26 protein-coding genes are annotated in these 23,362 nt (G+C 69.6%); 2 read left to right on the forward strand and 24 right to left on the reverse strand.

The annotated features are described in order from the left end of the window. Positions 1-2 precede the first annotated feature (2 nt). From DMX10_RS03450 to DMX10_RS03545, 20 genes are all read right to left on the reverse strand, one after another. Positions 3-1,229: a beta-ketoacyl-ACP synthase gene (locus DMX10_RS03450; RefSeq protein ID WP_111259792.1), complete on the reverse strand. Its 1,227-nt coding sequence runs from the start codon at positions 1,227-1,229 to the stop codon at positions 3-5. Beyond that, entirely contained in the window at positions 1,229-1,957 is a 729-nt protein-coding gene (fabG, locus tag DMX10_RS03455; protein ID WP_111259793.1) for a 3-oxoacyl-ACP reductase FabG, read from the reverse strand. Before fabG ends, DMX10_RS03450 begins: the two co-directional genes overlap by 1 nt. After that, a complete protein-coding gene (locus DMX10_RS03460) occupies positions 1,954-2,403 on the reverse strand; it encodes a hotdog family protein (protein ID WP_111259794.1) in 450 nt (149 codons plus the stop codon). The genes fabG and DMX10_RS03460 overlap by 4 nt, the downstream gene beginning before the upstream one ends. After that, positions 2,400-3,587: a beta-ketoacyl-ACP synthase gene (locus DMX10_RS03465; protein ID WP_111259795.1), complete on the reverse strand. Its 1,188-nt coding sequence runs from the start codon at positions 3,585-3,587 to the stop codon at positions 2,400-2,402. The genes DMX10_RS03460 and DMX10_RS03465 overlap by 4 nt, the downstream gene beginning before the upstream one ends. Next, the gene (locus DMX10_RS03470) at positions 3,584-4,075 is read right to left on the reverse strand and encodes a DUF3261 domain-containing protein (protein ID WP_111259796.1); all 492 of its coding nucleotides are present in this window, start codon (positions 4,073-4,075) and stop codon (positions 3,584-3,586) included. Before DMX10_RS03470 ends, DMX10_RS03465 begins: the two co-directional genes overlap by 4 nt. Further along, positions 4,072-4,800: a class I SAM-dependent methyltransferase gene (locus DMX10_RS03475; RefSeq protein WP_111259797.1), complete on the reverse strand. Its 729-nt coding sequence runs from the start codon at positions 4,798-4,800 to the stop codon at positions 4,072-4,074. Before DMX10_RS03475 ends, DMX10_RS03470 begins: the two co-directional genes overlap by 4 nt. Positions 4,801-4,811: 11 nt before the next feature. Continuing rightward, positions 4,812-6,053 carry an NAD(P)/FAD-dependent oxidoreductase gene (locus DMX10_RS03480; protein WP_111259798.1) on the reverse strand — a complete coding sequence of 414 codons (1,242 nt, stop codon included), beginning with the start codon at positions 6,051-6,053 and terminating at the stop codon, positions 4,812-4,814. Further along, positions 6,040-7,197, reverse strand: coding sequence for a sodium:proton antiporter (locus DMX10_RS03485; RefSeq protein ID WP_111259799.1), 1,158 nt, complete (start codon positions 7,195-7,197; stop codon positions 6,040-6,042). Before DMX10_RS03485 ends, DMX10_RS03480 begins: the two co-directional genes overlap by 14 nt. Beyond that, entirely contained in the window at positions 7,194-9,545 is a 2,352-nt protein-coding gene (locus tag DMX10_RS03490) for an MMPL family transporter (RefSeq protein ID WP_111259903.1), read from the reverse strand. The genes DMX10_RS03485 and DMX10_RS03490 overlap by 4 nt, the downstream gene beginning before the upstream one ends. Beyond that, the gene (locus DMX10_RS03495) at positions 9,514-10,119 is read right to left on the reverse strand and encodes an outer membrane lipoprotein carrier protein LolA (RefSeq protein WP_111259800.1); all 606 of its coding nucleotides are present in this window, start codon (positions 10,117-10,119) and stop codon (positions 9,514-9,516) included. Before DMX10_RS03495 ends, DMX10_RS03490 begins: the two co-directional genes overlap by 32 nt. Then, the gene (locus DMX10_RS03500; protein WP_111259801.1) at positions 10,116-10,541 is read right to left on the reverse strand and encodes a thioesterase family protein; all 426 of its coding nucleotides are present in this window, start codon (positions 10,539-10,541) and stop codon (positions 10,116-10,118) included. The genes DMX10_RS03495 and DMX10_RS03500 overlap by 4 nt, the downstream gene beginning before the upstream one ends. Then, positions 10,534-12,075 carry a histidine ammonia-lyase gene (gene hutH, locus DMX10_RS03505; RefSeq protein ID WP_111259802.1) on the reverse strand — a complete coding sequence of 514 codons (1,542 nt, stop codon included), beginning with the start codon at positions 12,073-12,075 and terminating at the stop codon, positions 10,534-10,536. Before hutH ends, DMX10_RS03500 begins: the two co-directional genes overlap by 8 nt. Beyond that, the gene (locus DMX10_RS03510) at positions 12,056-12,988 is read right to left on the reverse strand and encodes a glycosyl transferase (RefSeq protein ID WP_111259803.1); all 933 of its coding nucleotides are present in this window, start codon (positions 12,986-12,988) and stop codon (positions 12,056-12,058) included. The genes hutH and DMX10_RS03510 overlap by 20 nt, the downstream gene beginning before the upstream one ends. Continuing rightward, positions 12,985-13,725, reverse strand: a complete 741-nt coding sequence (locus tag DMX10_RS03515) for a glycosyltransferase family 2 protein (RefSeq protein ID WP_111259904.1) — start codon at positions 13,723-13,725, stop codon at positions 12,985-12,987. Before DMX10_RS03515 ends, DMX10_RS03510 begins: the two co-directional genes overlap by 4 nt. A 405-nt stretch (positions 13,726-14,130) precedes the next feature. Further along, the gene (locus DMX10_RS03520; protein ID WP_111259804.1) at positions 14,131-15,801 is read right to left on the reverse strand and encodes an acyl-CoA synthetase family protein; all 1,671 of its coding nucleotides are present in this window, start codon (positions 15,799-15,801) and stop codon (positions 14,131-14,133) included. Further along, positions 15,798-16,343, reverse strand: coding sequence for a hypothetical protein (locus DMX10_RS03525; protein WP_111259805.1), 546 nt, complete (start codon positions 16,341-16,343; stop codon positions 15,798-15,800). The genes DMX10_RS03520 and DMX10_RS03525 overlap by 4 nt, the downstream gene beginning before the upstream one ends. Next, complete coding sequence (locus DMX10_RS03530) at positions 16,340-16,594, reverse strand: acyl carrier protein (protein WP_021219836.1); 255 nt, start codon at positions 16,592-16,594, stop codon at positions 16,340-16,342. The genes DMX10_RS03525 and DMX10_RS03530 overlap by 4 nt, the downstream gene beginning before the upstream one ends. A 13-nt stretch (positions 16,595-16,607) precedes the next feature. Continuing rightward, positions 16,608-16,868: a phosphopantetheine-binding protein gene (locus tag DMX10_RS03535; protein WP_021219835.1), complete on the reverse strand. Its 261-nt coding sequence runs from the start codon at positions 16,866-16,868 to the stop codon at positions 16,608-16,610. Further along, positions 16,849-17,661, reverse strand: a complete 813-nt coding sequence (locus tag DMX10_RS03540; RefSeq protein WP_111259806.1) for a 1-acyl-sn-glycerol-3-phosphate acyltransferase — start codon at positions 17,659-17,661, stop codon at positions 16,849-16,851. Before DMX10_RS03540 ends, DMX10_RS03535 begins: the two co-directional genes overlap by 20 nt. Next, positions 17,634-18,356, reverse strand: coding sequence for a beta-ketoacyl synthase chain length factor (locus DMX10_RS03545; protein ID WP_111259807.1), 723 nt, complete (start codon positions 18,354-18,356; stop codon positions 17,634-17,636). The genes DMX10_RS03540 and DMX10_RS03545 overlap by 28 nt, the downstream gene beginning before the upstream one ends. Before the next feature lie 253 nt (positions 18,357-18,609). On the opposite strand from DMX10_RS03545, the gene DMX10_RS03550 reads away from it, so the two are divergent. Next, positions 18,610-19,377, forward strand: coding sequence for a ParA family protein (locus DMX10_RS03550; RefSeq protein ID WP_111259808.1), 768 nt, complete (start codon positions 18,610-18,612; stop codon positions 19,375-19,377). A gap of 102 nt (positions 19,378-19,479) precedes the next feature. On the opposite strand, the gene DMX10_RS03555 is transcribed toward DMX10_RS03550, so the two are convergent. Beyond that, positions 19,480-20,298, reverse strand: a complete 819-nt coding sequence (locus DMX10_RS03555; RefSeq protein ID WP_111259809.1) for a universal stress protein — start codon at positions 20,296-20,298, stop codon at positions 19,480-19,482. A 79-nt stretch (positions 20,299-20,377) separates the two neighbouring features. Continuing rightward, positions 20,378-20,821, reverse strand: a complete 444-nt coding sequence (locus tag DMX10_RS03560; protein ID WP_111259810.1) for a YiiD C-terminal domain-containing protein — start codon at positions 20,819-20,821, stop codon at positions 20,378-20,380. Between the two features lie 214 nt (positions 20,822-21,035). Between DMX10_RS03560 and DMX10_RS03565 the strand changes: the two genes are divergently transcribed. Further along, on the forward strand, positions 21,036-21,479 hold the full coding sequence (locus tag DMX10_RS03565; RefSeq protein ID WP_111259811.1) for a VOC family protein: 444 nt from the start codon (positions 21,036-21,038) through the stop codon (positions 21,477-21,479). Between the two features lie 25 nt (positions 21,480-21,504). On the opposite strand, the gene trxC is transcribed toward DMX10_RS03565, so the two are convergent. Both trxC and DMX10_RS03575 read right to left on the reverse strand, forming a co-directional pair. Further along, on the reverse strand, positions 21,505-21,939 hold the full coding sequence (trxC, locus tag DMX10_RS03570) for a thioredoxin TrxC (protein ID WP_111259812.1): 435 nt from the start codon (positions 21,937-21,939) through the stop codon (positions 21,505-21,507). A 63-nt stretch (positions 21,940-22,002) separates the two neighbouring features. Beyond that, complete coding sequence (locus DMX10_RS03575; protein WP_111259813.1) at positions 22,003-23,280, reverse strand: bifunctional O-acetylhomoserine aminocarboxypropyltransferase/cysteine synthase; 1,278 nt, start codon at positions 23,278-23,280, stop codon at positions 22,003-22,005. Positions 23,281-23,362: the final 82 nt, after the last annotated feature.

Consider the following 23,362-nt stretch of genomic DNA (forward strand, 5'->3'; position numbering starts at 1 on the left):
GCTCAGCGCCAGCGCCGGAAGATCAACGAGGTGTTGACCCCACCGAAGGCGAAGTTGTTGTTCATCACGTACTCGTTGCTCATCTGCCGGGGCTCGCCGCGCAGGTAGTCGAGCTCGCCGCAGGCCGGGTCAACGGCGTCGAGGTTGAGGGTGTGGATGTACTGGTCGCTGTTCATCATCTCGATGCTGAACCAGGACTCCAGCGCGCCGCAGGCGCCCAGGGTGTGGCCGAGGAAGCTCTTCTGCGAGCTGATGGGCATGCGTGCGCCGAACAGGCTGCTGGTGGCGAGCGTCTCCGCCACGTCGCCCTGCTCGGTGGCGGTGCCGTGGCCGTTGACGTAGCCGATGGCCGAAGGCGCCAGGCCGGCGTCGGCCAGGGCCAGCTCCATCGCGCCGCGCATGGTCGCCTGCTCCGGCTTGGTGGTGTGCTGGCCGTCGGCGTTGCAGCCGAAGCCGACGATCTCGGCGTGGATCTTCGCGCCACGGGCCAGGGCGTGCTCCAGTTCTTCAAGCACCAGAATGCCGGCACCTTCGCCGATCACCAGGCCGTCGCGGCCGCTGTCGTAGGGGCGCGGCGAGGTGTGCGGGGCGTCGTTCTTCAGGCTGGTGGCGTAGAGCGCATCGAACACCATCGCCTCGGTGGGGCAGAGCTCCTCGGCACCCCCGGCGAGCATCATCGGCAGGCGGCCGAACTTGATCGCCTCATAGGCGTAGCCGATGCCCTGGCTGCCGCTGGTGCAGGCGCTGGAGGTGGGGATCAGGCGGCCCTTGAGGCCGAAGAAGATGCTGATATTGGCCGCTGCCGTGTGCGGCATCATGCGCACGTAGGAGTTGGCGTTGAGGCCGTCCGCCACCGAGTTCAGCAGCATGTTGCCGAAGGCCTTGATCTCGTCGGTGCTGCCGGTGGACGAACCACAGGCCACGCCCATGCGCCCGTCCTTGATCATCGCCTCACCCGCGAGCCCGGCATCGGCCAGCGCCCGCTCCGCCGCGTAGACCGCCAGCTTGGAAACGCGGCCCATGCTGCGCATCTGCTTGCGCGTCCAGTGCGAGGGCGTGGCGAAATCATCGATGGGGCCGGCCAGGCGGGTGTTCAGCTCGGTGAAGCGGTCCCACTCGTCCATGCGGCGGATGCCGCTGCGGTTGCCCAGGAAGTTGGCCGAGATGCCGGCCCAGTCGTTGCCCAGGGAGGTGACGCCGGCCATGCCGGTAATGACGACGCGTTTCATCAGCACAACCCACCATTCACGGCGAGGACCTGGCGGGTGATGTACCCCGCCTCCTCGGACATCAGGAAATTCACGGCGCCTGCCACTTCTTCCGGCGTGCCCATGCGCTGGGCCGGGACCATCTTGAGGATCTCCTCCACCGGCACCTGCTCGTCGAGTATCTCGGTATCGATCAGCCCCGGGGCCACGCAGTTGACCGTGATGCGGCGCTTGCCCAGCTCGATGGCCAGTGCCTTGGCCGCGCCGATCACGCCGGCCTTGGACGCGCTGTAGTTGACCTGGCCACGGTTGCCGATCAGCCCCGAGACCGAGGTGATGCAGACGATGCGCCCCGGCTTGCGACGGCGGATCATCGGCATGCACAGCGGGTGCAGTACGTTGTAGAAGCCGTCCAGGTTGGTGCGCAGCACGCTGTCCCAGTCCTCCTCGGTCAGCGCCGGGAAGGCGCCGTCGCGGGTCAGGCCGGCGTTGCACACCACGCCGTAGTAGGCGCCATGGGCTTCCACGTCGGCCTCCAGTTGCGCGCGGCAGGCGGCGCGGTCGGAGACGTCGAACTGCAGCACCCGGGCGCTGCGGCCCAGGGCCTCGATCTCGGTCTTCACCGCCTCGGCCTCATCGCGGCGCGAGCGGCAATGCAGCACCAGGTCGAAGCCGGCGCGCGCCAGGCGCAGGGCGATGGCGCGGCCGATGCCACGGCTGGAGCCGGTGACCAGGATGGTCTCGGTCATGCTTGGGGTTCCTCCAGGTAACGGGCCACCTGCGGCGGACGGAAGACATTGAGGCGGGCGAAGGCTGTCAGGCCCGGCCCCTCCAGGCGGCATTCGAACACACCCATGCCGTTGTCGTCCTGCAGCGTGCGGGTGGCGCTGATGTGCAGCTCGGCGCCGGCCGGGAAGCGGTCGACGTCGCATTGAAAGTTGCGGGTGCCGAGCAGGAAGCCCAGCTCCACGGGTTGCCCCGCCTGGCGCGCCTGGCAGCCGGCGTAGGCGGCGATGCTCTGGGCCATCAGCTCCACACCGACCCAGGCCGGCAGGCTGCCGTCGTCCTGGCTGAACAGCCCGGGGCGCACGGTGGCGAGGGTTTCCACATCCTCGTCGCCGAAGCGCAGGACGCGGTCGATGAGGATCATGTCCCCGGCATGGGGGACCAGCTCGGCAATCGGCCAGTCGTTCATGGCGCATCTCCGATGATCAGGCTGATGTTGCTGCCGCCGAAGGCGAACGAATTGCTCATCAGGCGGCGGCCCGAGGATGGCTCCAGGGCGCGGCCACGGTGCGCCAGTTCCAGCGCGGGCAGCTCCGGGTCGGCCTCGCCGTCCCACAGGTGCGGCGGCAGGAGGCGGTCGCGGTTGTGCTCGCTCAGGGCCAGCCAGCAGAAGGCCGCTTCCAGCGCACCGGCGGCGCCCAGGGTGTGGCCGGTCAGCGGCTTGGTGGACGACACCGGCAGCCCGGCGGGGAACAGCGCGGCGGTGGCATGGCTCTCCATGGCGTCGTTGTGCACCGTGGCGGTGCCATGCAGGTTCAGGTAGTGGATGCCTTCGGCGCTCGTTCCGGCGTCAGCCAGGGCCAGGCGCATGGCGCGTTGGGCGCCGACGCCAGCGGGCTCGGGGGCCGAGATGTGGTGCGCGTCGGAGCAGGCGCCGGCACCCAGCAGGGCGATGGGGCCCGGCTCGCGGTCGAGCAGGAACAGCGCCGCGCCTTCGCCGATGTTGATGCCGTTGCGGTTGCGCGACAGCGGGTTGCAGGGCTCGGCGGAGACCGCTTCCAGCGCGCTGAAGCCGTTGAGGGTGAGGCCGCAGAGCGAATCCACGCCGCCGCAGATCACCGCATCGCACACGCCCAGTGCCAGCAGTCGACGCGCGCTCAACAGGGCGCGGGCGCTGGAGGTGCAGGCGGTGGAGATGCAATAGGCCGGGCCACGGGTGCCCAGCCAGGCGGCGAGGAAGGCGGCCGGTGCGGCCAGCTCCTGCTGCGGGTAGCGGTAGTCATCCGGCAGGGTGCCGGTGCGCAGGTGCTCGCCGATGCCTTCGCTGGCTTCCTGGATGCCCGAGGTGCTGGTGCCGAGGACGATGCCCACGCGGTCCAGGCCGTGACGCTCGATGGCGGCGCGCAGCTGCGTTTCGATCTCCAGCGCGGCGGCCAGCAGCAACTGGTTGTTGCGGCTCTGGCAGGCCTCCAGGCCGGCGGGCATGGCCGGCAGTTCACCGGGCACCGCACCGATGCTCAGTTCGCGTCCCGCGACCCAGCCGGCCTGGTGGCGCATGCCCGATGCGTCGCCGGCGAACAGCGCGTCGGCCACCGCCTGCTTGCCCTGGCCCAGGGCGCAGACCAGGCCCAGGGCGTTGAGATTGGCGATCATCGGGGTTCCTCGTCGAGAGCGGTGATTCGGTAGTGCGGGCCGTCGCGGCGCTGCAGGTCGAAATCCAGCGGCGCGCGGTAGGCGATGCTCCAGCGTCCGGCCAGCTCGCGCCGGCCATCGGTGGCGATGCGTTGCTCGATGCCGGCGTAGGCCGGCTGCAACGCCTCGGCCGGGGCCAGGGCGTAGAGCAGCGCGGCGAAGAGCTCGCGGGCCTCGTCGTTGGGCGGCAGCAGGCCGTCGTCGCGCCAGGAACCGTCCTGCAGCAGCTGGCGCGACAGGGGCACGCCCAGCGGGTCGAACAGCGACCAGCGCAGTGCCGGCCCCTCGGCCTGCACCACCAGCAGCCAGTCGCGGACCTCGCCCTCGGCCTGGCGTTGCACCTGCAAGGACTGCGGCAGGTCCAGCACGGGTGGGTGCTCGGGCACCGGCGTACGCGCCGCACAGGCGGCGAGCAGCAGGTACAGGCCGGCGAGCAGCAGGCGCTTCATCGGCCGTCATTCTCCAGGGGTTTGCGTGCCACGGCGTTGACCAAGGTCTCGTTGCGCCGGCCGGGTGGCGGCGGGTTGCGCAGGCCCCAGCGCTCCAGCAGGCCGAAATCGGCGGAGCGGCTCCACCACAGGTAGGGGTAGGACACGTTGCGCGCCTCGAAGACGAAGCCCTGGCCGCGCAGCATGTCCAGGTACTGCTCGGCGGTGCGCTGCACGTGCATCGGGTGGCGGAACAGCCAGCGGATCACCCAGGTGTCGATGTAGTAGCGGGTGGATTCGGCGAACAGCAGGTAGCCGCCCGGCTTCAGCACCCGCCAGAATTCGGCCAGGGCGCGTTCCTGTTCCACCAGGTGGTGGAAGGTCTGGTGGCAGAAGAGGACGTCGACGCTGGCGTCCGGCAGGGCGATCGCGGCGCAGTCGCTGCTCACCAGTTGCACCTCCAGCCCCAGGCGACCGGCCTCGGCGCGGGAGCAGTCGAGGCTGTGCGGGTCGGCGTCCAGGCCGATCATCCGCGCCGGGGCGAAGGCCTCGGCCAGCAGGCGGAAGGACTTGCCCTGGCCGCAGCCGGCGTCCAGCAGCACCGGCGCCTCCGGCAGCGGCTCGGTGAACAGGCCCCTGAGGTCGTTGATCGCCACGCGCAGCACGTGGTGCTGCCAGGTGCGGCTCTGCAGGAACCAGAAGCCGAAGCGGGTCTCCTCGACGTAGGTGGCGGCGGCGCGTTCCATGGTCGGCTCCCTCATTCCGTGGCGCAGAATTCGCTGATCATGCGCAGGCGGCGCTTGGGCTCGGCGACGAAGGGGTTGCGCGCGTCCCAGGCGTAGCCGGCGAGGATCGAGCAGATCATCCCGCGGATTTCCGGCGACCCGCCTTCATGGAAGATCACGTCCTGGAAGCTGCCCTCGTACCAGCCCTCGACATAGGCACGGAAGGTGTCCACGCCCTTCTTCAGCGGCGTGGCGAACTCGCTTTCCCAGTCCACCTGCTCGCCGTCCAGCTGCCGGTCGAGCACGGCCGCGGCCATGCTCGCCGAGCGCATGGCGATGGTCACGCCGGAGGAGAACACCGGGTCGAGGAACTCGGCCGCGTTGCCCAGCAGGGCGAAGCCCGGGCCGTGCAAGGCCTTCACGTTGGCCGAGTAGCCGCCCAGGGAGCGGGCCGGGGTGTCCCACACGGCATTGGCCAGCAGGCGGCGCAGGTTCGGCGTCTCGGCGATGAAGCCCTTGAGGCAGGCATCCAGGTCCTCGGGGCGGCCCGCATAGCGGCCGGCCTCGCCCACCACGCCCAGGGAGCAGCGGCCGTTGCTGAAGGGGATCAGCCAGAACCAGATGTCACGGTGCTCGGGGTGGATGCTGATGAGGATCTTCTCGCGGTCGAAGCCGGCGTCCTCGATGCGGTCCTCGATATGGGTGAACACCGCCTGGCGCACCGGGAAGCTGGACGGCGCCTCCAGGTCCAGCAGGCGCGGCAGCACCCGGCCGTAGCCGCTGCCGTCGAGGACGAAGGCGGTCTCCACCTGGTACTCGCTGCCATCCAGGCGGCGCACGGTGAGCTGCGGGCAATCACCCCCGAACTCGGCGGCGACTATCTCTTCCTCGTAGCGGATTTCCACGCCCTGCAGCGCCGCCTGGTCGGCCAGCAGCTTGTCGAAGTCGGCCCGCTGTACCTGGAAGGTGGTGCCCTTGCCGGGGGTGAACTTGTCGCGGAAGTCGAAGGCGGTGTAGCGCTCGCCCCAGGCGAAGGCCGCGCCGTGCTTGATCTGGAAGCCGGCGGCCATGACCGCGTCGAGCATCCCCGCTTCTTCGATGAAGTCCAGGCAATGGGACAGCAGGCTCTCGCCGATGGAGAAGCGCGGGAAGCGCTGGCGTTCGAGGATCAGCACGTCGTGGCCCTTGCGCTTGAGCAGGGCGGCGGCGATGGCGCCGGAGGGGCCGGCACCGATGACCACGACCTGGCGCTGCTGGATTTCAATGGGCTTCATGGGGACTCCTTTCCGGGGCGGGGGTGGCGACCGCGTGCGCTCTGCGCGTCAGGGCCGGCAACAGGGTGGCGATCAGTCCCATCAGCATCAGCGCGAAATACAGCTGCGCGCTGATGATGTGCTGCTGGAACAGAAGGTTGAGGAAGACGATCTCGGTCAGGCCGCGGGTATTGAGCAGCACGGTCTCGCGCCACTTCACCGGGCTGGCCGCCAGGCGGCCCTCGGCCCAGGACAGGCCCAGCCAGTTGCCCGCCAGCTTGCTGACGATGGGCAACACCAGCAGGGCGCCGAACTGCAGCCAGGAATAGTTCTGCCAGGCCGTGTGCCAGTCGATCTGCAGCAGGCCGAAGGCGAGGATCAGCGGCACCGCCAGCCACACCTGCGCGCCATGGAAGACGCGCACCGGCAGCGGCAGGCGGAACGGCACGCGCAGCAGGGCCATCACCAGCAGGTAGGCGATGCCGAACACCAGGGCGTTGAGCTCGAGCTGCTGCAGCGTCAGCAGCAGCGCGAAGAAGGCCAGGCTGTAGGCCAGCGGCGCCCGCACCCGCGCCAGGTGCAGCGCCAGGGGCAGCAGGGCGGCCAGCAGCGGCCAGAGCAGCGTGCCGGGCGCGGCGCTGCCCTGGGCCAGGGCGAAGATGCTCCAGCACATCAGGTCCATCAGGATCGCCGCCTGCAGCAGGCGGCGTATGCTCGCCTCGGCGTAGCCCAGGTGGCGCAGGTAGAGGAACAGCACCGGGATCGCCGTCAGGGCGAACAGCAGGCCCACGGCGGTGGCCGAGAGCAGGCCGTCGGCGGGCAGCAGCCAGAGGGCACAGCCCAGGCCGCAGAAGAACGGCAGGAAGAAGCTCGGCAGGGCGATCTTCACGCTGGCCGCTTCCAGGCGCAGGTCGATCACATCGCTGAGGATGTGCCCCAGCAGCAGGGTGAAGGCCACGCCGTACAGCGGCTCGAGCCAGGGCGCGGCCAGCACCTGGGCGTTGTCCAGGCCCACCGGCGCGGCCAGCCAGAGCATCACCAGGGGCAGGCCGAAACTGGCCAGCAACAGTTGGCTGACGATGGGGATCAGGCCCAGCAGGCGACCCAGCCAGGTGGCCAGGGCGAACAGCGCCAGCAGGCCGATCCAGAACAGGACGACGCTCATGCCGGCACCTCCTTGCCATGGGGTTGCGCGGCCTGCGCCCAGGGCGCCAGCAGGAAGCAGAAGAACAGCCCGAGGCTGATGGTCAGGCCGAAGTTGGCGATGGCCGGGGTCTGGCTGAGCAGCAGCAGGCCGAACGACAGCCAACTGGTCAGGCCCGACAGCAGCGTGCCCAGCAGGCTCACCGCCGCGCCGCCCACCGCCTCGCGCATGAGGATCGCGTAGTCCACGCCGATGGCGGTGACCAGCAGCAGGCCGAACAGGCTGAACAGGGTCAGCGGCTGGCCCAGCCAGCCGAGGCACGCCAGGGCGGCCAGCGCCGCCAGCAGCGGCAGCGCCACGATGCGCAGCGAACCGCCGAAGCCGAAGGGGATGCACAGCAGGAGGAGGATGGCCAGGCAGGACGCCAGCTTGAGTTCCGCAGCGCTGAGCTGGGTGGCGGCGAACAGGCGGTTCAGCTCGCCGATGCGGTCGACCAGTTGCACGCCTTCCAGGCCCTCGGCGGCGTCGGCCATCAGCATTGGCGAGGCCAGGCCCTGCAGGCTGACGATGCCGGCGGCGCGGCCCTGGGCGTCGACGCCCAGCCAGAGCGGGCGCCAGGCCTCGCCCAGGGTGCCGGCCAGGGCCGTGTCGAGGTCCTGCACGGGCTGCGTGCGCAGCTGGGCGATCTCGTTCTCCAGCGCTTGGGCGGGGATGCCAAGCTCCAGCAATGGCTGCCAGTGTTGCGGCAGGCGCGCCAGGGCATCACGCAGGGCCTGGCGCTCGGTGCCGGGTGGGACCAGCTGGCTGAGGGCGCGGTAGCCCTGCAGGTTGCCGTCGGCCACGGCGCGGTCGAGGCGCTCGGCCAGCTCGGCCTGGCGCTGGAGCATCTGCTCCTGGCTGTCGCCGCGCACCAGGAAGAACTGGCTGGTGGGCTGCAGGCCGGTGAGGCGGGCGATCTCGCGGGCCTCGTCGAGCAGGCGCGGCTCGGCACCGAGCCACTGGCGCAGGTCGTTCTGCAGCTGCACCTGCCACAGGCCGGCGGCACTGAAGGCCAGCAGGGCCAGCAGCCAGGGCAGGCTGCCGGTGCGTGCCAGCAGGCGCTCGCGGCCCTCCAGCAGGCGCTCGGCCAGGTGCAGGGGCGCGCGTGGTGGTGTCAGGCGCAGGTTGCCCAGCAGCGCTGGCAGCAGGCACACCGAGCAGAGGTAGGCAGTGACCAGGCCGGCGGCGGAGAACACCGCGATCTGGGTCAATGCCGGGAAGGGGGTGAAGGCCAGGGCCAGGTAGCCGATCAGGTTGGTGCCCAGGCTCAGGCTGAGCCCCGGCAGGGTGTCGCGCACCGCCTGCCAGGCGCGCCAGGGCTGGCCGGTCCAGCTCTTGCTCAGGTAGTGCAGCGGGTAGTCGGCGGCGACGCCGGTGAGGCTGGCGCCGAGCACCAGGGTCAGCGCGTTGATCTCGCCGAACACCAGCACGCAGGCGCTGCAGCCCGCGCCCAGGGCCAGGCCCACCGGCAACAGGCTGAGCAGGGTGCGCGGGCGGCGGAACACCAGCAGCATCAGCAACAGCGTGCCGAGGCTGGCGCCGCCACCGATCAGGCTGATCTCGCGGGCGGCCTTGGCCTGCCCGGCGGCGGCGTGGAGCAGGCCGCTGGCGGCGAGCAGGCGACCGCCATCGGCTTCGACCTGCCGGCGGGCGCCGGCCACTTCGCCGGCCAGCCAGGGCGGTGCCTGCATGTCGAAGGCGCCGTCCCGGGTGCGGGCACGCAGCAGCACCCAGGTGGTATCGCCGTCCTGCACCTGCAGGGCGCCGCTGGCCAGGTCGGCCTGCACCCGGCTGGCGGGCACCAGTGCCTTCTGCGCGAGGCCGGCGAGGCCCAGCCAGTCGCTTTCGGTCGGCACCAGGGCGACGGCGGAGAAGGGGTCGAACAGGCGTTCCGCGCGTTGGGCGATGAAGCGCCCGGGTTCCTGCTCCAGCAGCGCGCGATCGGCCCGGGGCAGCAGCGCCAGGCGGTTGTCCCGCAGTTGCTGGCGCAAGGCCGGCAGGTCGGCCTGCAGGCTCCAGTGCACGCGCTCGAAGCGCGGCTCCTGCTGCCAGCGCTCGGCGATGCGCCGGGCCAGTGCCTGGGCACGGCCGGCGTCGGTGTGGCCCACCAGCAGCAGGACCTCGCGGTTCAGCGGCTCCTGCATGCGTTGTTCGGCACGTTGCACCCAGGCATCGCCGGCGCCCTGGGGCAGCAGGGCGAGCATGTCGGCGGCCACCGGCGGGCCGTTGCGCCATTGCCAGGCGGCCAGCGCCAGCAGGGCAACGAGGCCCAGCAGGAACAGGCGTGGCAGCAGGCGTTCAGGGCGCAAGGTCGCGCGCCTCCGTGGCATCGAGGGCATCGCCCGCTTCGCTCGCCGGCAGGCGCAGCACGGTGCTGTCGCCCTGGGTCTCCCGCAGTTCGATGCGTTCCACCAGGGCGCCACCCTCGATCTGGATGGCACTGAAGATCTGCTTGAGCAGCAGGGAGTTCGGCGTCAGGTGCAGCTGCCAGTGCGCGGCGTCGCCGCTGAGCTGCAACTGGAAGTCGCGGGCCAGGCCCTGGTGGTCACCCTTGAGCACGGCGAGGAACAGGCGGCTCTGCTGGGCGGCGACGTCCTGGCCGGGCTGGGCCTGCCAGTGGCCGTCGACACGACGGGCGATGCCGGCGGCGCCGATGCGGTAGTCCTGCTGCAGCGGTTTACGCAGCAGCCAGAGCAGCCCCTGCTCGCGGGAGAGCACGAAGTGCCCTTCGCTGGTCAGCGGCCTGGGCAGGGCGCGCAGGTGTTTCTCCTGCACGAAGGGGCCGCGCACCACGGCGGGCTTGCCCAGTTGCGCGGCGAGCTGGTCGAGGTCGAAGGCGTGGGCGAGCGAGCCCGCCAGCAGGGCTGGCACCAGCAGCGCGGCGCGCAGCAGGCGGGCGGTCATGGCAGTGCCCGCTCCACGGCATCGACGAACACCCTGGGCGAGGCCAGCAGCATTTCGCGGGTGGCGATCTCCACCGCCACCTGCACGCTGCTGCCCCGGGTCAGGCGCTCACCGGTGGCGGCGTCGGTGATCAGGTAGTTGATCTTCAGGCGGTTCTCCCATTCCACCAGGTCGGCACGCACGACGATCCTCTGGCCGAAGCGGGCGCCACGGATGTAGCGCAGCTGCAGGTCGATGATGGGCCAGGCGTAGCCGGCGTCACGCATCTGCGAGTAGTTGTGGCCGAGCTTGTCGAGCAGGGCGCAACGGGCCACTTCCAGGTACTTGACGTAGTGGCCGTGCCAGACCACTTCCATCATGTCGACGTCGAAGAAGGGCACGAGGACTTCCACCTCGGCCTGGATCACCCCGGCGCTACGCATAGAGCCTCCAGTGGCGGGCGCGGATACGCTCCAGGCACAGGCGCAGCTCGCCTTCCAGGGCGCGGTCCTCGATCACCGGCGGGAAGTCCCCGGCCAGTTGCCGGTGCATGGCGGTCAGCGGCTCGGGCAGCGCGCGCGGGTTCTCGCGCTGGCGCAGCCAGACGCCCTGGTTGGCGGCCAGCAGGGTGGCGGCGGCCACCTGCTCGGTGAGTTCCAGGCTGCGCAGGGCGTCGCGGGCGGCGATGGTGCCCATGCTCACCTTGTCCTGGTTGTGGCATTCGGTGGAGCGCGAGAAGACGCTGGCCGGCATGGTGTTCTTCAGCGCCTCGGCGGTCCAGGCGCTGGCGCCGATCTGCACGGCCTTGAAGCCGTGGTTGATCATCGCCGTGGCCTGGGGCGCGCCGGAGAGGTTGCTCGGCAGGCCGTGGTTGTAGCGCACGTCCACCAGCAGGGCGAGCTGGCGGTCGAGCAGGTCGGCGACGTTGCCCACCAGGTTCTTCAGGCTGTCCATGGCGAAGGCGATGTGGCCGCCGTAGAAGTGCCCGCCGTGAAGCACGCGCTCGGCCTCGGCATCGATCAGCGGGTTGTCGTTGGCGCTGTTCAGCTCGGTCTCGATGAACTGCCGCAGCAGGCCCAGGCTGTCGGCCAGCACGCCCAGCACATGGGGGGCGCAGCGCAGCGAGTAGCGGTCCTGCAGGCGGTGCAGCGGCGGCGTGGGCGCGTCGATGGCCAGGTCCTGGCGCAGCCAGGCGGCCACCTGCATCTGCCCCGGGTGCGGCTTGGCGGCGAACAGGCGCTCGTCGAAGTGCTCCGGGTTGCCCTCCAGCGCCACCACGTTGAGCGCGGTGATGCGGGTGGCCAGTTGCAGCAGGTAGTCGGCGCGGGCGTAGGCCAGGCAGGCCAGGGCGGTCATCACGGCGGTGCCGTTCATCAGCGCCAGGGCTTCCTTGGGGCGCAGCACCAGGGGCGCCCAGCCCAGTTCGGCGTGCACCTCGGCGGCGCTGCGGCGCTGGCCCTTGTAGAACACGTCACGCTGGCCGGAGAGGGTGGCGGCCACATAGGACAGCGGGGTGAGGTCGCCGCTGGCGCCCACCGAGCCCTCTTCCGGGATCACCGGCAGCACGTCGTGCTCGAGGAAGGCCTGCAGGCGCTCCAGCAGCTCCACGCGCACGCCGGAAACGCCGTGGCACAGCGACTGCAGGCGGGCCGCCAGCACCGCGCGGGTGGCGGCCTCGTCCAGCACCTTGCCCAGGCCGCAGCCGTGGAAGGTGAACAGGTGGCGCGGCAGGGCCTCGACCTGCTCCAGCGGCACGGCCACCACGCAGGAGTCGCCATAGCCGGTGGTGACGCCGTAGATCACGCCTTCCTTGTCCAGCAGGGTGTCGAGGAAGCGCGCGCCCTTGGCGATGCGCTCGCGCCAGGCGGCGTCGCCCTGCAGCAGGGCGGGGGCGCGGCGCTGGGAGAGGGCCACGACCTGCTCGATGGACAGCGGCAGCTCGCCGAAGACCACGGGTTCAGGCTGATGTGTCGTCATGTTCGTTCCAGAACGGATAGAAGTTGAACCATTGCTCGGGGGCCTTCAGGCACAGCTCGCCGAGGCGCTGGGCATAGCGTTGGACCCAGCCTTCGATCACCGCGTCACGCTCGCTGCGGCGCCATTGCACGCGCTCGGCGAAGGGTTCGAGGAAGACCTTGTAGCGGCCGTCGATCTTCAGGCAGGTCATCAGGTTGAGCGGGCACTTGAGCAGCCCGGCCAGCAGCCAGGGGCCCTGGGGGAAGGCGGCCGGGTGGCCGAGGAAGTCGACCTGGACGGTGCGCCCGCCATGCAGCGGCACGCGGTCGCCGGCGATCGCCAGCCACTCGCCGCGCTCCAGGCGCTCGCTCAGTTGCAGCATGATCGCCGGGTCCAGCTCGCTGACCTGGATCAGTCGCAGGTGGCTGGCGCCGGCCTCGCCCAGCAGGCGGTTGAAGCGCTCGGCGTGGCGGGTGTGCACCAACACGTTCATCTGCACCTTCTCGCCCAGCTCGGCCAGGGCGCGGCACACCTCCAGGTTGCCCAGGTGGGCGCCGACCAGCAGTTGGCCGCGCCCGCCACGCAACCGCTGGCGCAGGCCGGTCGGGTCCACCAGTTCGATGCGCTCCAGGGGCAGCTTGCCGCGCCAGATGTCGAGCTTGTCCAGCAGGGCGTCGGCGAAGGCCATGAACTGGGCGAACACCGAGCCGAGGGTGGGCGCCAGCTCCGGGCGACCGCTCCAGGCGGCGAGGTTGGCCTGGTAGCGCCGGGCGCTGCGGCGGGCCTTGGCACCGAAGAGGAAGAAGTAGAAGACGATGACGTAGAGCAGCGGGCTGAGCACGCGACGGCCCAGGTGGCGCACCGCCAGGGCGGTGAGTTTCATCAGCAGGAAGCTGCCGCGTTCGTCCTGGCGCGCCCAGTGCCCCTCGCTCATGGCCGGCACCTGCGCCAGAGGATCAGTGGTGCGCGCAGGAGCATGCCGAAGAACAGCTTGGCGTGCATCTTGGAGATCAGCGCGTTGTCGTGGAACAGGCGGAAGTGCGAGAGCCCGTCCAGCGGGTAGTGCACCTTGGTCGGCAGCCAGTGCATGGGCTGGTTGCGCCAGGCCAGGCGCACCAGGACCTCCGGGTCGAAGTCCATGCGCTTGCCGAGGCGGGTGGACTCGGTGAGCGCCAGGGTCGGGGCCAGGGGGTAGACGCGGAAGCCGCACATGCCGTCGCGGATCGACAGCGAGAGGCTGTTGATCCACACCCAGACGTGGGTCAGGTAGCGGGCGTAGAGGCGGCTTTTCGGCACGCTTTCGTCGTACTGCGGGTAGCCGCAGATCAGCTCGCCCGGGCGGGCCTGGGCGGCGGCGAGAAAGCGCTGCACGTCGGCGAGGTCGTGCTGGCCGTCGGCGTCCACCTGCAGGGCGTGGGAGAAGCCCAGCCGGCCGGCTTCGCGCAGGCCGGCCATGACGGCGCCGCCCTTGCCCTGGTTCACTGCCAGGCGCACCAGGTGGACGTCGGGCTGGGTGGCCAACTGGTCCATCACCTGGGCGCAGGCGGGGCTGGAGGCGTCGTCCACCAGCACGCAGGGCAGGCCGTGCTGGCGCAGGGCGTCGACCACCAGGGGCAGGGCATGCTCGTGGTTGTAGACGGGGATGACGGCGCAGGGCTTGAACGGGTTCATGTCGGCATCGGGCATTGCGGGTGGGTTTCGGGGCCCGGTTCATGGCCGAGTGTGCGTCGAGTCTCTGTTTCGCCTTGCCGGGCGAGTCCCTTTTGGCAGTCGCCCCAAAAGGAACCAAAAGGGCTTGCCCCTGCATCCGGCCCCGGCTGCGCCGGGGTGCCCTCGCTCCCATCGTTGCGCCGGGAGCCCGGCGCGACAGGCCATCCCTGGCCAGATCGCGCCTCTCGCGGCATCCATGCCGCTCGACTCCCTCTGCAACGATTCCGCTCGGCCTCCTGAAGGGGCGTTGTCCCCGCCCCACCCGCCGAGCTGGAGAGGGCCATGTACTGCGCAGGAACCTCGTGCAGCACGCGTTCTTGAACGCTGTGGGAACCGGCGCGCGTGCCGTTCAGGGTGGCGAAGGCCTTACGCATGGTCGGCCACCAGCAGGATGCGCCCGGAGGAGCAGGCGGCTTCGCCGTTGCGGTAGGCGAAGTAGAGCTTGCCCTTGTCGGTGTCGAAGCGCAGGGACAGCTGCAGGCGGTCGCCGGGGCGGACCAGTTGCTGGAACTTCAGCACCTCCATGCCGGCGAAGCGCGGGGGCAGGGCCATCACCTGGCGGGCGAGGTGCTGGGCCCAGTCGATCTGCACCACGCCGGGCAGCACCGGGGTGCGCGGGAAGTGGCCGGAGAAGTGCGCCAGGTCCAGCGGTACTTCCAGATCCAGCTGCCATTCGCCGTCGATCTCGCGGCTGGCCAGCGGCTCCACCGTCTTCGGGCGGGGGGCCTTGACCAGGTTCTCCACCAGCGCCTGGGGCAGCTTGCCCTGGCTGCTCCACGGCAGTTGCCGCACGAGGCGCCAGCGGCGCGGCAGGGCGATGGCTTCGCAGTGGCCGGCCAGGTGGCGGCGCAGGGTTTCGGTGACGGTGCGCCGACCCTGGTTGCGCAGGGCATGGATGCCCTCGGCGCTCAGGGCCACCAGCGCGCCGAGGAAGGCGCGGCCTTCCTGCACCACGCCCAGGCGCGCTTCGGCGACGAAGGGGTGTTCGCCCAGGGCCTGCTCCAGCATGGGCAGGGAGATGCGTTTTTCTTCCAGCTTGACGATGCGGTCGAGGCGGCCGAGCAGTTCGAAGCGGCCGTCGGCGTCGATGCGCACGGCATCGGCGGTCTGCTCGCGGTGGCCGGCGGGCAGGTAGGGCGAGGCGAGGTGCAGGGCGCCGTCGGCGTCCTGGCCGACCGCCACGCCGGCGAAGGGCTGCCACAGGGCGCCGCCCTGGCGCCAGGCGATGCCGCCGGTCTCGGAGCTGCCGTAGATCTCGGTGGGCCACTGGCCGAGGCGCTGCTGCAGCTCGGCAGCGGCGTCTTCGGGCAGGGCGCCGCCGGAGGAGAACACCCGGCGCACGCCGCGCAGGGCGGGCCAGTCGAGGTTGTCGCCCATGCGCTTGAGCAGGGCGGGGCTGGCGATCCAGGCGAAGTCGCCGGCCTCCAGGCTGGCCTGCTGGATGTCCTCGGCGAAGGGCTGGGCCCGGCGCACGAAGGGGCGGCCGGCGCACAGGGGCCAGAGCACGCGGAACAGCAGGCCGTAGATGTGCTGGGCGGAGACGCTGGCGACCAGGGTGGCACCGGCCAGGTCGGCGCCCCAGAGGGCTTCCAGGGCTTCGACTTCGTTGGCCAGCTGGCGCAGGGTCTTGTCGATCAGCTTGGCTTCGCCGCTGGAGCCGGAGGTGCACAGCACCAGGCGGCAGGCCTCCAGGTCCAGCGCGGCGGGGGCCAGGGGCTCGGCGTCGAGGCCATCGAGGCCATCGAGGCCGTCGAGCCAGAGGTCGCAGTGTTCGCCCAGGCGCTTGCGGGTCTGCGCCTGGGCGTCGGCCGGCAGCAGCACCTCGATGCCGGCGCGCCAGGCGCCCAGCAGGGCTGCGGCCAGCTCGGCGCCGTCTTCCAGATACAGCGCAATGCGCTGGATGCCGCGGGCCTGGAAGGCACCGGCCAGGCGCAGGGCCTGCTCGGCGAGGGCGGTCTGGTCCAGTGCCGGTGCCAGGGTGACCGGGCGTCGCGGGTCGGCCTGCAGCAGCAGGTCCTGCAGGGCGATCCAGCTCACGCGAACCTCCGTACACGCTGGCGCACCAGCCATTCGCCAGCGAACAGCAGGCCCATCAGCAGGTAGGCGATGAAGCCGGTGTAGAGGGTCCACCAGCTCAGCGGTGCCCACAGGGTGAGGCCGGCGGCGACCAGGCCGTTGGCGAGGAAGAACCCGGCCCAGACGGCGGTGACGCGACGGGTGTAGCGCACCGCCACCTCGGGCAGTTCGGGCTCGCGCAGGCGTGCCAGGCGTTCCACCAGCGGGGTGCCGTGGAACAGGCTGGCGCCGAACAGGCCCAGCAGTGCGGCGCTCATCAGCACCGGGTACCAGCGCAGCAGTTCGGCCTGGTTGACCAGCCCCAGCAGCAGGCAGAAACCCAGGGCGGCGACGGCCGTCCAGCGGTTGCCGGGGCGTTGCGCGGCGCTCAGGCTGCGGGCCAGCCAGAGGCCGCCCAGCAGCAGGGCGAACAGGCGCGGCGACAGGTGCTCCATGCCGTAGTACACGGCGAAGGGGTAGCCCAGCCCGGCCAGCACCAGCAGCAGCCCGATCAGGCGGCTCATGCGGGCTCGTTCACCAGGCGGTGCACGGCCTCGACCACGTCGCTGACGGTGCGCACGGCCTTGAAGTCCTCGGCGGCGATCTTGCGGCCGGTGTGGCGCTTGATGTGGTCGATCAGGTCGACGGCGTCGATGCTGTCGATCTCCAGGTCCTCGTAGAGGTTGGATTCCAGGCTGATCTGCGCCGGGTCCAGCTCGAAGAGTTCGACCAGGGCGTCGCGCAGGGTGGTGAAGATCTCGTCACGGGTTTGCATCGCGGTCTTTTCCTCAGGCGGCTTTCTGTGCCGAGACGAAGGCCGCGAGGCTGGCCACGTTGGCAAAGTGTTTGCGGGTGTCCTTGGCATCGGCGTCGATCTTGATGCCGAAGCGCTTCTGGATGGCCAGGCCCAGTTCCAGGGCGTCCACCGAGTCCAGGCCCAGGCCTTCGCCGAACAGGGTCTGTTCGGCGTCGATGTCGTCGGGGCCGATGTCTTCGAGGCCCAGGGCCTCGATGATCAGGTTCTTGATCTCAAGCTGCAGAGCGCTCATCCAGGCCGAGCTCCTTCATGAAATGTTGATGCAGATGGTCGTTGAGGCGGCGCGAAGCGATGGGTGCCGACCCCTGTGAGGCGAAGCTCTGCGGGTCGATGTCGTGGCCGACGCGCAGGTGGAAGTGGAAGCGCCGCGACGGAATGCTGTACCAGGGCTCGGCCTTGGTCAGGGTGGTCGGGGTCACGCTGATGGTCACCGGGGTGACGATGCGGGCGCCGCGCAGGGCGATGGCGGCCGCGCCACGGTGGAACTGCGGGGCCTGCCCCGGCGTGGTGCGGGTGCCTTCGGGGAAGACAATCAGGGTCTGGCCTTCCTGCAGGGCGGCGGCGGCCTCGTCGAGCATGTCCATGCTGCCGCTGTTGCTGATGTACTGGGCGGCGCGGATCGGGCCGCGCATGCAGGGGTTGTCCCACAGGCTCTGCTTGACCACGCAGTTGGTGTCGCGGATCAGGGCGATCAGCACCACCACGTCGATCAGCGAGGGGTGGTTGGCGATGATCATCTGCCCGGGGCGCCCCAGGCGTTCCGCGCCTTCAACCTCGTAGGTGAGCACGCCGCTGCGGTACATGAACTGGACGAACAGCCAGAACAGCCGGCTGGTGGTGGCGCGGGCACGGCGGCGGTGGTCGGTGGCGTCGCCCGGCAGCAGCGAGAGCAGCGGGAACACGACGATGCGCAGCAGCACCCCGCCGACCCCGAACAGGGTGAAGGACAGGGCGGTGGCGATCAGGCGCCACCAGTAGGGGGCGTTGGGGCGGGCGTTCAGGGCCGGTTGCGTTGCCAGGTCCATTTACGGCTCTTCCATTGATGCTGACGGTGGGGCAGATCGTTGAGCAGTGCTTGCAGCAGGCCCAGTGCGTGGGGCCAGGGTTCCGGCGCCTGTTCCGGCGCTTCGGGGGACAGCCTCAGCTGCCACTGGTCGCCGGGCGCGAGCCTGAGGGCGACGGCGTAGGGGAAGGGCACATCCTCCACCCAGGGGCGGTAGATCTCCGGCGGGCTTTCCTCGGTGACCACCAGCAGCACGGCCGGGGCACCCTCGGCGAGCATGCCGGCAGCTTCCAGGACCGCGTGCTCCAGGCCGTCGCCTTCGGCGGCCAGGGCGGTCATCTCGCTGGTGTCGCCGCGCAGGATCGACCACTGGCCGATGATCGCGTTGTGCACCGAGAGGCTGAACTGGGTGGGTGACAGCGGCTCGCCGCGCGCCAGGTCCTGCAGCAGTGCCAGGGTGCGCGGCGTCTCGCCGTGGCGCGAGGCGAACACCATGGGCAGTTGCTCGCCCTCGGCGGCCAGGGGCCAGGCGACGCTCATCGCCATGCGTGCGAGGCGCGACAGGCGACGCCGCTGCATGGCGGGGAGGAAGGAGACATCGGGCTGGATTTCGGTGTCGGCGGGCGCGAACGGCTGCCTGCACCAGGCGCGCCAGTCGTCCTCGCTTTCCAGGCCCGGGGCCCAGGCACGCCATTGTTCGATGCTGAAGTGAGTCACGCTAAGAGCTCTTTTCGGCCCCTGTGGGCGTCCTTGTCGACTGGCAATCCCTGAACGACAAAGGCCTTGTCGATGACGCCATAGCAAAGTGCCGCATTATCCCCGAGCGCCGTGTTACTTCGCAAACTTCAGACACAATCTTCAGATGTAAGGCACATAAATACCCGCCGGTAAGAAAGCCCCGGCAGTGCTCGCCCTTGTCACGGGCTTTGCATAGAATCCCGGACTATCCAAGGGATCCGGGAGGTGTGCGATGCGGCGAGTGGTGTTCAATCAGAAGGGCGGCGTAGGCAAGTCGAGCATCGCCTGCAACCTGGCGGCGGTCAGTGCCTCGGAGGGCTATCGCACGCTGCTGATCGACCTCGACACACAGGCCAACTCCACCCACTACCTGACCGGCCTCACCGGTGACGACATCCCCATGGGGATCGCCGATTTCTTCAAGCAGACCCTGTCGTCCGGGCCCTTCAGCAAGAAGGGCAAGGTGGATATCTACGAGACGCCCTTCGACAACCTGCATGTGATCACCGCCACGGCGGAGCTGGCCGACCTGCAGCCCAAGCTCGAGGCCAAGCACAAGATCAACAAGCTGGCGAAGCTGCTGGACGAGCTGGCCGAGGACTACGACCGCATCTACCTGGATACGCCGCCGGCCTTGAATTTCTACACGGTTTCGGCGCTGATCGCGGCGGATCGTGTGTTGATCCCCTTCGATTGCGACAGCTTCTCGCGCAATGCCCTCTACGGCCTGCTGGCCGAGATCGAAGAGCTGAAGGAAGACCACAACGAGGGCCTGGAGGTCGAAGGCATCGTGGTCAACCAGTTCCAGCCCCGCGCCAGCCTGCCCCAGCAACTGCTGGACGAACTCATCGCCGAGGGCCTGCCGGTGCTGCCGGTGAACCTGATGAGCTCGGTGAAGATGCGCGAGTCCCACCAGGCCTGCACCCCGCTGATCCACCTGGACCGCGGCCACAAGCTGACCCAGCAATTCATCGAACTGCACAATCTTCTAGAAGCTTGAAGCTTGAAGCTTGAAGCTTGAAGCTTGAAGCTTGAAGCTTGAAGCTTGAAGCTTCCGGCTTCCGGCTTCCGGCTTCCGGCTTGCCGCTTGCGGCTCGACTTCTTACTTCACCACCAGCACATCACAGGGCGGGCGCTGCAGGTAATGCAGCGCCAGGCTGCCCAGTAGCGCCTGGGAGATCATGCTGCGGCCGTGGCTGCCGAGGGTGATGAACTGCGGCTGGGTCGCGGCGATGGCCTCGTCCAGGGCGCGTGGCAGGGTTCCGTGGGTGACCTGCAGGCTGATCTTCGGGGCGGCCTTCACGTTGCCCAGTTCATCCTTCAGCAATTGCTCCAGCAGCTCGCGCTGGGTCTTGAGGTATTCGCCGGCGCTGCCCGCCTTGGCCAGCAGGCGGCCGGTCACCTCCATCACGTTCACGGCCTGCAGGTGGCCTTCGGCGGTCAGCAGGCTGCAGGCGCTGCGCAGGGCGTCGCAGGCGCAGAGGGAGAAGTCCAGCGCGGTGAAGCCCTTGCGGTAGGGGGCGGGCCTCTCGCCCACCGCCAGCAGCAAGGGGATGTCGATGTGCCGGGCGACACGCTCCAGTGTGGTGCCGATGAACAGCTCCGGTGCGTTGTGGTGGTGGTTGCCGATCACCAGCAGGTCGGCCTGGCTCTCTTCCACCTCTTCGAGAATCTGCAGCGCCGGGCGGCCCTTGCGCAGCAGCACCTGGGTGGGAGGCGCACCGAGCTGCTCCAGGCGTTGCTGGAACAGGCGCTGAGCGGCTTCGCGCAGGCTTTCCTGCAGCGCGTTGGGCAGGTGGTCTTCGAGCACGTGCAGCAGGGTCAGGCGGGCGTCGTACTGGCGCGCGAGGTCCACGGCGCGTTGCAGGGCGAGGTCGGCCTCGCGGCTCAGGTCATGGGCGATGAGGATATGGCTGAACATGGATGGCACCTCCGGGTGAGGTGCCACTCTGGGGCAATTCGCCGCGCGGCAACTTGATCCAGGGCAATCCGCCCCTGGCTCAGTGGGCACGCAGCTGGTAAAGCCCGCGGCTCTGCGCCACCACCTCGCCGCTGGCGTCCACCAGGTCCAGCTCCAGCAGGTAGTCGGCCTTGCCGTTGGCGCTCGCCTCGGCCTGGATGCGCTCGATCTCCTCGGCGCCGAGGCGCGCCTCGACGCTGATGTCGCCCTTGGCCGGGCGGCGGAAGCGCAGGTTCATGTCCTTGATGATGGGGTAGAAGCGGCGGGTGTCGAAGCTGGTGATGAACAGCGCGCCGCCGGGGATCTCCGCCAGGGTGAAGAGGGCGCCGGCGTACAGGGTGCCGATGTGGTTCTCGTTGCCGGCCAGGGGCACCAGCAGTTTCACGTAGCCGGGCTCCAGGGTCAGGGCCTTCAGGCCCGTGCGGCGCACGAAGGCGATCTTGTCCTCGGTGAAGTGGCGGGCCATCTCTTCGTTGAATTGCATGACGATCTCCGGCGGGGCGAATGCCAGGAGCCTAGCCGGATGCGCGCCGCCGGCAATGACCGGGACGACCAGCCCGGGTGACCGAAACGATCAGGACCCGATCCTTCGGTGGGGTTGCCACGGGCCTGTGGAACAGGTAGCGAAAGCGTTCATCGCCTAGGGTAATGACTGGCCTGTGCACGTCGCGCTGGCTCCAGCCAGACAGGGAAAGCCCATGGACACCACCTTCAAACCGCAGGGATTCAACACCGTCACACCGAACAGCATCGTCAGCGACCTGGCCAGCGCCGTCAGGTTCTACCAGGCGGTGTTCGACGCCGAGGAGCTGCTGCGCCTGACGACGCCGGACGGCAAGGTGGTGCATTGCGAGCTGAGGTTCGGCGACTCGCGGGTGAACCTCGGCGAGGCCATGGACGGCTGGCCGGAGCAGCCGCTGCTGGCGCAGATCTATGTGCCCGATTCGGACGCGACCTTCGCCCGGGCGATCCGCGAAGGCGCTCGGGAGCTGAGCCCCGTGAGCGACATGTTCTTCGGCTCGCGGGAGGGCCGGGTCATCGATCCGTTCGGCAATACCTGGACCATTTCCACGCACACGCGGCAGGTTTCCGCCGAGGAGATGCAGCGGGCGCTGAACGAGATGTACGCCGGGCAAGGCTAGCCGGAGCTGAGCCCGCCCCGGCGTTCTAGATCCCCTGGCTCTTCAGCCAGCCCAGCAACTGCGGCAGGGGCAGGGCGCCGCTCTGCCGGGCGACTTCGACGCCGCCCTTGAACAGGATCAGCGTGGGAATGGAGCGGATGTTGAGCTGCCCGGCCAGCTGGCGGTTGGCCTCGCTGTCCAGCTTGCCCAGGCGGCAGCGGCCCTGGAGCTGGGCGGCGGCCTGCTGGTAGGTGGGGGCGAAGGCCTTGCAGGGACCGCACCAGTCGGCCCAGACGTCCACCAGCAAGGGCAGGTCGCCGCGCAGTTGCTTGGCGAAGCCGGCTTCGTTCAGGTCGAAGGGCGTGGCAGGGACCACGGCGGACTTGCAGTGACCGCAGCGGGGCGAGTCGCCCAGACGCTCGGCGGGGATGCGGTTGAGCCCGGCGCAGTGGGCGCAGGGGATCATCAGGGGGTCGGTCATGGTCGGCTCCGGAACAGATTCCCCTGATCTGGAGCCGACCCGCCGAATATCAACCCCTGGGCATCAGCCCCGCGCGGCCTCGAGGGACTGGCTGAGGTCGGCGAGGATGTCGTCGATGTGCTCGATGCCGATGGACAGGCGCACCATGTCGCGCGGCACGCCGGCCTTCTCCAGCTCCTCGTCGTTGAGCTGGCGGTGGGTGGTGGAGGCCGGGTGGCAGGCCAGGGACTTGGCGTCGCCGATGTTCACCAGGCGCACCACCAGCTTCAGCGCGTCGATGAAGCGTGCGCCGGCTTCCGCGCCGCCGACGATGCCGAAGGACAGGATCGCCGCCGGCTTGCCCGCCGTGTAGCGCTGGGCCAGTTCGTGCTCGGGGTGGTCCGGCAGGCCGGCGTATTTCACCCAGGCCACCTGCGGGTGGGCCTGGAGGAAGTGGGCGACCTTCAGCGCGTTCTCGGTGTGGCGCTCCATGCGCAGGGGCAGGGTTTCCAGCCCCTGGAGGATGAGGAAGGCGTTGAACGGCGACAGCGCCGCGCCCATGTTGCGCAGCGGCACCACGCGGCAGCGGCCGATGAAGGCTGCAGGGCCGAAGGCTTCGGTGTAGGTCACGCCGTGGTAGGAGGCGTCCGGGGTGTTGAGCAGCGGGAAACGCGCCTTGTTTTCGGCCCAGGGGAACTTCCCGGAGTCGACGACGATGCCGCCGATGCTGTTGCCATGGCCGCCGATGTACTTGGTCAGCGAGTGCACGACGATGTCCGCGCCGTGTTCGAAGGGGCGGCAGAGGATGGGCGTGGCCACGGTGTTGTCGACGATCAGCGGCACGCCATGGCGGTGCGCGGCGGCGGCCAGGGCGGCGAGGTCGATGATGTTGCCCGCCGGGTTGCCGATGGATTCGCAGAACACCGCCTTGGTGCGTTCGTCGATCAGTGCTTCCAGGGCGGCGATGTCGTCGTGGGCGGCGAAGCGTACCTGGATGCCGGAGCGCGGCAGGGTGTGGGCGAAGAGGTTGTAGGTGCCGCCGTAGAGCTTGGCCACCGAGACGATGTTGTCGCCGGCTTCGGCGACGGTCTGGATGGCGTAGGTGATGGCGGCCATGCCCGAGGCCACGGCCAGGGCGCCGACGCCGCCTTCGAGCGCGGCGATGCGCTTCTCCAGCACGTCGTTGGTGGGGTTCATGATGCGGGTGTAGATGTTGCCGGGCACCTTGAGGTCGAACAGGTCGGCGCCGTGCTGGGTGTCGTCGAAGGCGTAGGAGGTGGTCTGGTAGATCGGTACCGCCACCGCACGCGTGGTCGGGTCGGGGCTGTAGCCGGCGTGGATGGCGAGGGTTTCCGGTTTCATTGTGGCTGCGTTCCTTCGGGGCTGATGAAGGAGCGCAGCATGTGAAAGCGGAAGGGGTGCGGTCAATGACCTGGAGCAATCA

This window comes from Pseudomonas sp. 57B-090624 (assembly GCF_003234055.1).
Classification (GTDB): Bacteria; Pseudomonadota; Gammaproteobacteria; order Pseudomonadales; family Pseudomonadaceae; genus Metapseudomonas; species Metapseudomonas tohonis.